The sequence below is a fragment of the Leptotrichia sp. oral taxon 879 str. F0557 genome, assembly GCF_000469385.1.
Taxonomy (GTDB): domain Bacteria; phylum Fusobacteriota; class Fusobacteriia; order Fusobacteriales; family Leptotrichiaceae; genus Leptotrichia; species Leptotrichia mesophila.
On the sequence record NZ_KI271359.1, the window covers coordinates 31,079 to 42,156 of the forward strand.

9 protein-coding genes and 2 pseudogenes are annotated in these 11,078 nt (G+C 28.1%); all 11 read left to right on the plus strand.

From position 1 onward, the window contains the following. The first annotated feature begins 535 nt into the window (after positions 1-535). The 11 genes and pseudogenes from nrdE (at position 536) to HMPREF1552_RS11715 (ending at position 9,763) form a co-directional block, all read left to right on the plus strand. Positions 536-2,635 (plus strand): class 1b ribonucleoside-diphosphate reductase subunit alpha, encoded by a 2,100-nt coding sequence (nrdE, locus tag HMPREF1552_RS11465; RefSeq protein ID WP_021745374.1) that lies wholly within the window; start codon positions 536-538, stop codon positions 2,633-2,635. A gap of 37 nt (positions 2,636-2,672) precedes the next feature. Further along, positions 2,673-4,058: a DUF3800 domain-containing protein gene (locus HMPREF1552_RS11470; RefSeq protein WP_021745375.1), complete on the plus strand. Its 1,386-nt coding sequence runs from the start codon at positions 2,673-2,675 to the stop codon at positions 4,056-4,058. A 392-nt stretch (positions 4,059-4,450) separates the two neighbouring features. After that, positions 4,451-5,308, plus strand: a complete 858-nt coding sequence (locus HMPREF1552_RS11475) for a Fic family protein (protein WP_021745376.1) — start codon at positions 4,451-4,453, stop codon at positions 5,306-5,308. Positions 5,309-5,519: 211 nt separating this feature from the next. Continuing rightward, entirely contained in the window at positions 5,520-5,735 is a 216-nt protein-coding gene (locus HMPREF1552_RS11480; RefSeq protein ID WP_039901679.1) for a hypothetical protein, read from the plus strand. A 20-nt stretch (positions 5,736-5,755) separates the two neighbouring features. After that, positions 5,756-6,661 (plus strand): Fic family protein, encoded by a 906-nt coding sequence (locus tag HMPREF1552_RS11485; protein WP_021745378.1) that lies wholly within the window; start codon positions 5,756-5,758, stop codon positions 6,659-6,661. 44 nt (positions 6,662-6,705) lie between these two features. After that, entirely contained in the window at positions 6,706-7,713 is a 1,008-nt protein-coding gene (nrdF, locus tag HMPREF1552_RS11490) for a class 1b ribonucleoside-diphosphate reductase subunit beta (RefSeq protein ID WP_021745379.1), read from the plus strand. Positions 7,714-8,333: 620 nt separating this feature from the next. Next, positions 8,334-8,587 (plus strand): annotated as a pseudogene (locus HMPREF1552_RS12380) (ISLre2 family transposase); the annotation flags it as partial. 99 nt (positions 8,588-8,686) lie between these two features. After that, positions 8,687-8,938 carry a DKNYY domain-containing protein gene (locus HMPREF1552_RS11495; RefSeq protein ID WP_021745382.1) on the plus strand — a complete coding sequence of 84 codons (252 nt, stop codon included), beginning with the start codon at positions 8,687-8,689 and terminating at the stop codon, positions 8,936-8,938. A gap of 118 nt (positions 8,939-9,056) precedes the next feature. Continuing rightward, positions 9,057-9,299: pseudogene (locus tag HMPREF1552_RS11500) on the plus strand (DKNYY domain-containing protein); the annotation flags it as partial. Positions 9,300-9,357: 58 nt separating this feature from the next. Continuing rightward, positions 9,358-9,558 (plus strand): hypothetical protein, encoded by a 201-nt coding sequence (locus tag HMPREF1552_RS11710; RefSeq protein ID WP_021745384.1) that lies wholly within the window; start codon positions 9,358-9,360, stop codon positions 9,556-9,558. Positions 9,559-9,568: 10 nt separating this feature from the next. Next, entirely contained in the window at positions 9,569-9,763 is a 195-nt protein-coding gene (locus HMPREF1552_RS11715) for a hypothetical protein (RefSeq protein ID WP_021745385.1), read from the plus strand. Positions 9,764-11,078: the final 1,315 nt, after the last annotated feature.

Consider the following 11,078-nt stretch of genomic DNA (forward strand, 5'->3'; position numbering starts at 1 on the left):
CAGACAGTTTTGCCAGCACATAAAAATGCTCCGATGGATTAGTTTATGGTAGACTATGTTTGAAAAATAAAAATTATATCTTATAATTACTTGAAAATATTAAGTTTATATCCTTTATTAAAAAAGTTTGTAATAAATTTGTTAATTAAATGGGATTTTAGTATAAAAACTATTTTGATGAAAAATTAATAAGCAAAATTTCGTTAAAGGAAAAAGAACTGTTTGAGCTTTTGGAAAAAGTTTTAAAATTAATTAATTTATTAGAATTAAGATAATCTTTATTTAAAAGCGAGTTTTCTTTTTTCTTTATAAGAAATTTTGCGTTGAGCGGGGTAGTTTGTAGAACATTTCGCTATTATCTCTAAGTAGTAATCAGTTAAATATGTTAAAGTAACTGCTATTGCGAAAAAGGGCCCCCTTACGTTAAAAAAACTAAAAATAATATAAAAAGAAATAATAATTATTAATCAAAATAATTTAATTGGATTAGTAAAAGTTATGTAAAAAATATAAAATAAAAAAATAGGAGAAGATTATGGTAGATAAAATAGCAAAAAAATGGATATATTTAAATAACGAGATAATGGTAAAACAAGGGGAAGATTTTCAGCTTGAGAAAGATAAAGAGGCTGTTTATTCGTATTTTGTAGATTATGTGAATAAAAATACTGTATTTTTTCACAATCTTGAGGAAAAAATGGGATATTTGATAAAAAATGATTATTATATTGATTTTTATGAGATGTATAGCCACGATGAGATAAAGGAAGTGTTTAAGCTTGTTTATGATAAGAAGTTTAGATTTGCTTCGTTTATGAGCGCATCGAAATTTTATCAAAGTTATGCTTTGATGGATGATACTGGAGAGAAATTTTTGGAAAGATATGAAGATAGGATTGCGACAGTTTCGCTTTATTTGGCACAGGGAAATGTTGAAAAGGCAAAAGAGTATGCTTTGATGTTGATAAATCAGGAGTATCAGCCTGCTACACCAACTTTTTTAAATTCTGGAAAAAAACGTTCTGGAGAGCTTGTTTCTTGTTTTCTTGATGAAATGGGAGATAATTTGAGCGGGATTGGATATGTTTTTGATTCTTCAATGAAACTTTCTTCGATTGGTGGAGGAGTTTCGATTAATCTTTCTAAAGTAAGAGCAAGAGGAGAGTCAATAAAGGGAGTTGAAGGTAGAGCTTCTGGAGTTTTGCCAATTATGAAGATTTTGGAGGATATTTTTTCGTATGCAAATCAGCTGGGGCAAAGAGCTGGAGCTGGAGCTGTTTATTTGAATGTCTTCCATTCTGATATTAATGAATTTTTGGATAGTAAAAAGATAAATGTAGATGAAAAAATCAGGATAAAATCATTGTCAATCGGAGTTATTGTTCCAGATAAATTTATGCAGCTGGCAATGGAAGATGAAGTTTGTTACACATTTAATCCACACACAGTATTCCTAGAATATGGACAATATCTTGATGAAATGGATATGAACAAAATGTATGAAAAACTGGTTGATAATCCAAATGTTAAAAAGAAAAAAATAAACGCAAGGGAACTTCTTGTAAAAATTTCTCAAACGCAAAAGGAAAGCGGTTACCCTTATTTATTCTTTAAAGATAACGCAAATAAAGAACACGCATTAAAAGAAATTGGAACAGTTAAGTTCTCAAATCTATGTACTGAAATTATGCAATTATCAGAAGTTTCAGATATTAATGCGTATTATGAGCAAGACACGATAAGACGTGGAATTTCATGTAATTTAGGTTCATTAAATATTGCAACTGTAATGAAAAATAAGAGAATAAAAGAAGCCACAAAAGCAGCAATTGATTCGCTTACAATGGTATCAGACTTGACAAACATTGATATTGTTCCGTCAATAAAAAAAGCAAACGATGAGCTGCACTCAGTAGGGCTGGGAGCAATGAACCTGCATGGATACTTGGCTAAAAACTTTATTATGTACGAAAGCAAGGAAGCGCTTGACTTCTGTAACGTATTCTTTATGATGGTAAACTTCTATTCATTAGAACGTTCGATGGAAATTGCAAAGGAAAAAGGCGAAACTTTCAAGGACTTTGAAAAATCTGAATACGCCAATGGAAACTATTTTGACAAATACATTACAAAAGAATACATGCCTCAAACAGAAAAAATAAAACAGCTATTTGAAGGAATCTACATCCCAACAAAAGAAGACTGGGCAAACCTAAAGGAGCAAGTAATGAAACACGGAATCTACAACGCCTACCGAATGGCAATCGCTCCAAACCAGTCAACATCCTACATAATGAACTCCACAGCCTCAGTAATGCCAGTAGTTGACACAATCGAAGTAAGAGAATACGGAGACAGCACAACTTTCTACCCAATGCCATACCTGACAAACGACAACTACTTCTTCTATAAGTCAGCATACGATATGGATCAAAAAAATATCTTGAAACTAATTTCTGTAATCCAAAGACACGTGGATCAAGGAATTTCGACTATTTTGTATACAAAGAGTACAGACAGTACTAGAGATTTGGCTAGACTTTATATTTATGCACATAGGCTGGGGTTGAAGTCGCTTTATTATACACGGACTAGGAAAGCGACGATTGAGGAGTGTATAAGTTGTTCGGTATAAAAAGTTTTGTTATTTTGAAATATGTTAGGAGTTAAAAGTGGATAAATATATATTTTTTTATGATGAATCATTTTTGGATTCAAAAATAACACAAAAAAAAGAAACTGAATTAAATTTTGAAGCTAAAAATCTATCAGAAATTTTTTGTTCAGTAACTATTGGAATTAAAGAAAAATGTTTGAAAAATTTTGAAGTAGATTATTTAAATTTTGAAAACGAAATAAAAAGAATACATAATATAAAACATTCTGATACTGAAATAAAAGGAACATTGTTTGCTAAAAAATATTTTAATAACGGAGTGGCATCATTTAATAAAAATATGATTGAAATTTACAGTAAACTTTTTGATATAATTGAAAAAAATCATATTAAAGTTCACATAAATTTGTTAAATAAAACAGAAATTATGCTTTCAGATATTTTTAAAATTGATAAACTGGATAATAGGATTTTATACCAATTATTTAAATTTATTTCAAATTACAAGGGTAAAAAAATTGTACCGATTTTATTTAAAGATAATTTATCAGCAGAGGATTTTATTGATCAATTTCAAGAATTTTTAAATGATATTTATCAAGAAATAATATATTCAAAAAAGAAAGAGATGGAAATAGGAACTATAGAAGAGCTGTTTAACTATATAAATAATGAAAAAATTTTAGGATTTAAAAATGAATATAATTGGAAATTTTCTAAACCTTTTGAATTAATTTTTGATTATATAACTAATAGATTAAAATTATCAAATGATAAAATTGATATTTATATAGATGGTAATGGTTCTGAAAGAGATTTATCATATAATTCTGCAAAGAACTTTAAAATTGGAACAGTTGAATCTTTAAATTCTAAAAAAAGTATGGGCATTCGATGTGCTGATTTATTATCTAACTTGATTGGGAGATTAACTAAGAATATTGTAGAAAAATTAACAATTGATTGGGATGAAAAAGAATCTAAAACATATATAAAAGAAAAGCGATTATTAAATGATGAATGGTTTAGTCTAGATGAAAAAAAATTAGAATTATGTAAAAAAATTTTTAATTTTTTTAGCTCTAAAAATACACATATTGATAGTGGTATATTTTTTGATAGTCGGGTTTTTTTAAAAAGCTATTTTTCCTATGTTGGATTTCATTCAATGTTTTGTAAAAACAATAAATTAAAAAACCAATATATGAACAATGAAGAGTATAATACATTTCTTTTAGTTTATTTAGAAACAGAATATCATAATAACTTTATAAGTTACTTAGGCAATAATAAGCTTAGAAATTTAGGACATAATTTAATGGAAGATTTATTAAAAAGAGGAATTTATGAAATATCAACTAAAACACGAGCATATGAGGTATATCAAATGTGTTTTATGGAGATAATTGATAGTAAGATATTTTTTATTAGAATAGAATAGAATAAATAAATTTGTTGATAATAAAGAAAAAATAATACAAAGCTAAATCTAGTTTGATATTAAAGTGAAAGTGTTTTTTATAGAAAGTGAGTATAAAAAATACAAGAAACAACCAACAAGTATAAAAAGCAAAAGTATTGGAAAATAGCAGTTGGGTTTAATCAAGTTGATAATTTGAAATTAAGTTATTAAAAGATTTACTTAGTAAAATTAAATTTTTTTACATTTGATAAATATCAAAATACGGAGTATATTAATTCTAATGATCGCACTACAAAAATAACCCATATAATTGTGCGTTATTGTAGACTGTAGAAAAAGCTCTTTCAATTTTGGTAGGGCTTTTTTGCATTTTTGAATACAAAATAAAAAAGGGGGGAGAGAGATAAAAAATGTTTAAAATATCTAAAATTGAAATCTTTAAAAACTTTTTAGAAAAAGAAAGACCCTTAAATAAAGGAATTTTGACAAAATTGGAAAATAATCTTAAAACAAATTTTATTTATAATTCAAATGCGATTGAAGGTAGCACTCTTACTTTAAAAGAAACTGATATTATTCTTCAATATGGGGTTACTGTGAAAGGAAAAAGTTTGAAAGAACATCAGGAAGTGAAGGGGCAGGAATATGCTCTTAATTTTCTGAAGGAAGTTATAAAAACAAATGAATCTTTATCGCTGAGGTTGATAAGAGAGTTTCATGCTCTTGTGTTGAATGATGATATTGAAAATAGAGGAAAGTTTAAGAAAAGTAATAATGAAATTTTGGGTGCTGGATTTGAAACGACGCCTCACTATCTTGTTGAAGAGAAGCTGACTGAATTAATTGATGAATTTAATAGTAGTGAAAATAATGATTTGATAATGAAAGTTGCTTGTTTTCATGCTGATTTTGAGAAAATTCATCCGTTTATTGACGGTAATGGACGGACTGGGAGATTACTTCTGAATTTGGAGCTTATGAAAAATGGTTATCCAATTACGGTTATAAGGAATGAAGATAGAGATGAATATTATACTGCTTTGGAAACGGCACAAGTTGAATCAAATTACGAGTTGCTTGCTGATTTTATAGAAAAGAGTGTTGAAAATACTTTTTGGATGTATTACAAATATTTTGACGCAGACACAAAAATAAAGTTTGAAGAATATTTAAAAAAGAATGGAATTAATCCGAAAAAAGTTTATCAAAAGAGATTTAAGGATTATCCAGAAACAGAGAGGGATTTTCCAAGAGATTGGGATAAATAGTTAAATAAAGGCAGATGTTATTTTATAAAAAAAGTGAAGAAAAATGAAAGTTTTTTACATTTGACAAATATCAAAATATAGAGTATAATAATTTTAGTGATCGTACTACAAGAATAACCCACTTAACTGTGCGTTGTTGTAGACTGTAGAAAAAGCTCTTTCAATTTTGATAGGGCTTTTTTGCATTTTTGAGATAAAAGGGGGAAAAGGAATGGATAAGCCATTTAAAACTTTTAAGGAACAAGTTGAGATTTTAAATGGAGAAAACGGAGGTAAATTACGGGTAAAAACTGATGATGAAACAATTTATTGTTTAATGAGGTATAATTATTATTCCATTATAAATTTTTATAAAGAACCTTTTTTAAAAGGGAAAGATTTAAACGGAAATGATATTTTATATAAAATGGATTTTTCAAAAGATTAGCATAAATTAGTGTAAAAGAGGTGTTATTTATAGAAAACGAATATAAAAAAATACAAGAAACAACCGACAAGTATAAAAAGCAAAAATATTGGAAAATAGCGGTTGGACTTAATCAGGTTGATGATTTGAAGCCGTCTGAAGAATTGAGAAAACTTGCTTATGAGAATATAAATAATATTAAGACTTATGTTGAAGTGGAAGATGAATTGTACAAGTATTATAGCAAGTCGGAGAAGATTAATAAGTCGGAGTACGAATGTGATTTAGTGAGTTTGAAAATTGTAGAATTACTGGATAATTCTAGTTTTAATTTGACGGTAAATGCTTTGGCGAGTATTCATAAGGAACTTTTTGAGGATGTTATTAGTGAGCAGTTTTGTGGGAAGTTTAGGAAGTTTGATATTCAGAAGTATGAAGAGATTTTGAATGGAGATAGTGCTAATTATGGGAATTTTCGTACGATTGAAGAGGATTTGAAGGATATTGTTGAGGAATTGAATACTAGGAAATATGAGATTAACAACACAAATGATATTGTGAAATTAGCAGTAGATTGTGTGAAAAAAATTTGGGATGTTCATCCGTTTGTGGAAGGGAATACTAGGACGACTACTGTGTTTATGTTGAAATTTTTAGATTCTTTGGGAATTGAGGATGTTTCGAATGATTTGTTTAAAGATAATACGAAATATTTTAGGGATTGTCTAGTTTTAGCCAATTATTCACAATTAAATAGATATAATGAGTTTATAAAACCTTATATTAAGCCACTTTATAGGTTCTTTGAAAAATTTTTGATTAATGATAAACTGGAATTGATTGAGATAGAGCCGGTACACAATAATAAATATTATAACAAAATTGAAAATCCTAGTAAGTTAATGGAATATGAAGGGCTAAATGAGGATTTGGATTTGGATTGGTAGAATTTTTTTGAAAAGAGATAATTTTTAGAAAGGAAAACAAAAAAATGGAGAAAAAAATATATGAGGCAGTAAACTGGAACACACCGGAAAATGATTATGTGGAGATGTTTTGGGAGCAGAATTTGAAACAGTTTTGGATTGATACGGAGTATATTCCGTCAAAGGATATTGATAGTTGGAATTCACTTGAGCCTGCGATGAAGTTGGCGTATTTGCATGTACTGGGAGGATTGACACTGTTGGATACGTTGCAGAGCCATACAGGGATGCCGAAAATTATTGATCATATTGAGTCGCTACAAAACCGTTCGGTGCTTTCATATATGTGTATGATGGAAACGATTCACGCAAAATCTTATTCGACAATATTTACAACGGTTGCATCTACAAGGGAGATTAATGAAACATTCAGATGGGTTCAGGAAAATCCGCATTTGCAGTATAAAGCCAATAAAATTGATACATATTATCAGAAAATGAATAATCCTGAGGCTTCAAAAAGAGATATTGCGATGGCTCTGGCAGCTTCGGTTTATTTGGAAACATATTTATTTTACAGCGGATTCTTTTTACCGCTTTGGCTTGCAGGACAGGGAGAAATGGTTGCAAGTTGTGACATAATCAAGAAAATCATAGCTGATGAATCGATTCACGGAGTTTTTGTCGGACTATTGTTCCAGGAATTATATAATTCTTTCAGCGAAGAGGAAAAAGCTGATATGAGAGCTGAACTGAAAAAATTGATGTATGACTTGTATGAAAATGAAACAAAATATACTGATGAAATTTATGGTGATTTAGGGCTTACAGGCGATGTGAAGGAATACATCCGTTACAATGCGAACAAAGCCTTGATGAATCTAGGGTTCGAAGAAGAATTTGAAGTGAAAAATGTAAATCCAATTGTGTTAAATGGATTAAATGTAGAAACAACACAGCACGATTTTTTCTCTAAAAAATCTACGAATTATGAGAAAGCATTGGAAGTAGTGCATTTGCATGATGACGACTTTAAGTTTGATGAGGAAGTGAATGCGGATGAATTGATATAGGTTTGGAAAATATAGAGAAATGGAATTTGGGTGAACTTTTATTTTTTTGAAAAAGACGGGTATTAAAAGAACCTAAATAAATCAGAAAAATAAGTATCCCCAAAATTTCAGATAAATAATTTATACAATCTATAATTTGGAACTATGAATTGTCGAACCAAATAATCTTTATATTATCAACTCTTTTAACACAGAGAATTACGTTTTTCCTATAATTTCTTTACTATTTCATGGATATTTTTATTTTTTTCGTTTTCTTGATGAAAAATCTCCTGTCTCCTTCTTAAACTTTATCCATCTGTATAATGTGATAGAACTTATGTTGAATTGAAATAACGTTTTTGTTTTTTTGATTTCATAATAAAATTTAAAATTCTTTTTCTATAATTTTTTCAGGCTCTTTGTTAAGTGTGTGAGATGTAAAAAGTTTGATAACCTTAAGAAATCCTAAGTATAATGAGGTTTTTAAGATTGTCGAATTTTTTTATCCCATAAGATTTTATCTTGTTATTTTCTCCTTCTACAAATTCATTATTTATGAAGTGCAGAAGAAGTAAAAATACATATATAAGGATGATTACAATACATTAAGGGATTGAGGCTTGCTGATAATAATATTTCCTGAAGTGTTTCCAAGAAGGAAAATAAGGGCAAGAGCGTTATATTACACTTTCTTTGCAAACTATAGGAAAAACAGGGAAAAGGCCTACAAACTGTACTTTAGTAGTGAAAAATATGGCTTCAATGGAAAAGGTAATAGGGATGCAATATTTACCGGATATTGTTAATGGAGCAGGAAAAAACACAAATATTTCATATTTAAGAGAAGGATAATGATGTTCTGAAGGAAATATCACAAAGCAGAATGATTTAAAAAAGCAGTCCAAAAAAGATTATTGCATTTTTTTATGACAGTTCTCTATTTTACTCTGTTATTTGAGAAAGAAATGATTATATAAAAAATGATAAAGGTGTGTATTTTATAGATAATTATAACTTATCTCGACCAATTGTAGTGGAAAAATTACCAGTAAATCCAGATAAATTTAGAGTTATAAAGAAAAATTATTTAAAAGATGATAAAATTGTTTACTATAATAGTACTTATGGTAATATGAAAGTCGAAAGAGCAGGTGCGTCAAGTTTTCAAGAATTGACAGAAAATTATGGGAAAAATAAAAATTATATTTATTTTGGCGAAATTGAAAAAGTGCAAAAGCGATAACTGATATTATTTTAAAAAATAAGAATAATATTTATTACATTGGGCAAAGATTAGAAGAAATTACTGATGCAATGACTTTTGAAGTGATTAGTGATGTGAAGGATTTTATACAAAAGACAAGTATAACATTTATTTTATTTCGACTTTTGATTTTTATGAAAAAATGATAAAATTGGAAGGATTGGATATTAATAAAATAAAAGTTTTGAATGAGTATTATGTAAAAAATAACAAAGAAGTTTATTGTCTTGGAGAAAGAATTAATAGTGCAGATGCTGAAAGTTTTAAAGTGAGAAATGGGTACAGTTCGCAAAGGAAAGATAAAAATAGAAAGTATGAGTATTGCAAGATTGCAAAATAATACTAAATCCCATTAAAGTAACAGAATATAATGTGTATAATACAATAGAGTAATAAAAATGGCAAAAGCGTATGAGATAATAGAAGAAATTTCAAATGAGATAAGAATGATTAGAAAATTAATAAAAAACAAAAGTGAAGATATAAGACTACATGTGGTAGAAATAAGAGGCGTAAGCAAAAGGAATAATGAAATAGCTGAAATTTTAGATGTGTATGAAAAAGTTGTGAGTAAATGGATAAGCATATTTTCAAATTAGAGAATAGAGATTGATAAATAAGCCAAAAGGTGGAAATCATAAAAATATGATATTTGAAGAAGAAAGGGAGTTCTTGAAGCAATTTGACGAACGGGCAAAAAAAGGTGAACTGTTAAGAATAAATGAAATAAGACAGGAATATACCAAATTAATTGGATATGAACAGATATATAGAGTTCTAAAATGGCATGACTATTCAAAATAATGTCTAGAAGTAAACATCCAAAACGAGATTGAGTAGTTATAAAAAATTGCCAATCTGGCGCAGAAAACAAAAAGCTTACTTTTGAATTAATTTTAAAATTAAAATAAGATTAAATTAAAAATTGTTATTAAATAATTCCTCTGATTTTGAAACCTTGTTTAGTTATAATATTAATAACTTCATCTAAAAAAATTTCTTTGTTGTTGCTAAAATATTATATTTATGATAAAGTTCAGCATTGTATGGTTCAGTTTTTTATTGTATGATAAATAACGATTAAAAGTATTCTATTAATAGTGATAATTAACTATAACGTTAAAAATTTCAGGATTACTTTAATACTAGCATTGGTTTGCTAAACAAGCAAGGGTTTGATGTAATCTCCAGTTTTAATAATTCCAACCGACTTTTTCTTTTCAGCACTTTCATTACTGGTAGAGTAAGCCGAGATGTGTTTAGAAGTTGGAAAAACTTGATTTCAGAAATGATAGAAATGGTACTAAGCGGATTTTTAAAGCCAGGTACAGTAAGAATATGATTAATTTCATTACTGAGATTAGAAGCAAGATTAAAAATAATCTTTTGTAGTTCGTGTTTAAGAGAATTGACAAAATGAAAATGTTTTTAAGTTTTTCAAAATGTATTGGAAGCGACATTAACTAATTGAATATTACAAACAATGAGACAATTTTGAAATCTATTCTTTTCACAGGGACTAATGTTAATAGCTTAGAATGGTAACGGATAAAATCATGTAACTGACAATAGTAGCAGATGGGAGAATAATTTAAAGAGATCAGTAATCCACTTAGTATTTTTTTATCAGTTTTTTAATCCTGATAGCTTTAATATATTTAGGGTAAATAAGGATGGCATGGCAATAATTTTCAAGAAGCTGGTACAGGAATACAAGTCACAACAAATGTTTTGTAAATATCGATACCGCAGAAAATCTCATAAATAATTTTAAGAGACTTAAAACAGCTCCGATCTAAACCATTAGATTTGAATATATAGTAGATAGAAAATATCGATTATTCGCTGAGTTATAAACTAGTATTGTTTGTTAAAGATATTAAAATCACAGTTATCTGTGCTTGATAAGGTAAACTACATAAATATAGGTTTTTATAAAAAAAAGCCGAATAGAAATTCGGCTGATTTTTTTGTATAATATATTTATGACAAACATTACACAAAATAAACTGAAATATATTTTCAGTAACAACAATATTTTACTAGATTCCTTAAAATTTTGCAAGAAAAATAATATTGGCGCATGACAAACGCATGAAAAAATCTAAAAAAAAGGTAT

What these genes read in the sequence shown, in the direction of transcription:
- HMPREF1552_RS11475 (WP_021745376.1), top strand. Translation starts at nt 4,451, where the DNA reads ATGTTTAAAATATCTAAAATTGAAATCTTTAAAAACTTTTTAGAAAAA.
- HMPREF1552_RS11480 (WP_039901679.1), top strand. Translation starts at nt 5,520, where the DNA reads ATGGATAAGCCATTTAAAACTTTTAAGGAACAAGTTGAGATTTTAAAT.
- nrdE (WP_021745374.1), top strand. Translation starts at nt 536, where the DNA reads ATGGTAGATAAAATAGCAAAAAAATGGATATATTTAAATAACGAGATA.
- nrdF (WP_021745379.1), top strand. Translation starts at nt 6,706, where the DNA reads ATGGAGAAAAAAATATATGAGGCAGTAAACTGGAACACACCGGAAAAT.
- HMPREF1552_RS11710 (WP_021745384.1), top strand. Translation starts at nt 9,358, where the DNA reads ATGGCAAAAGCGTATGAGATAATAGAAGAAATTTCAAATGAGATAAGA.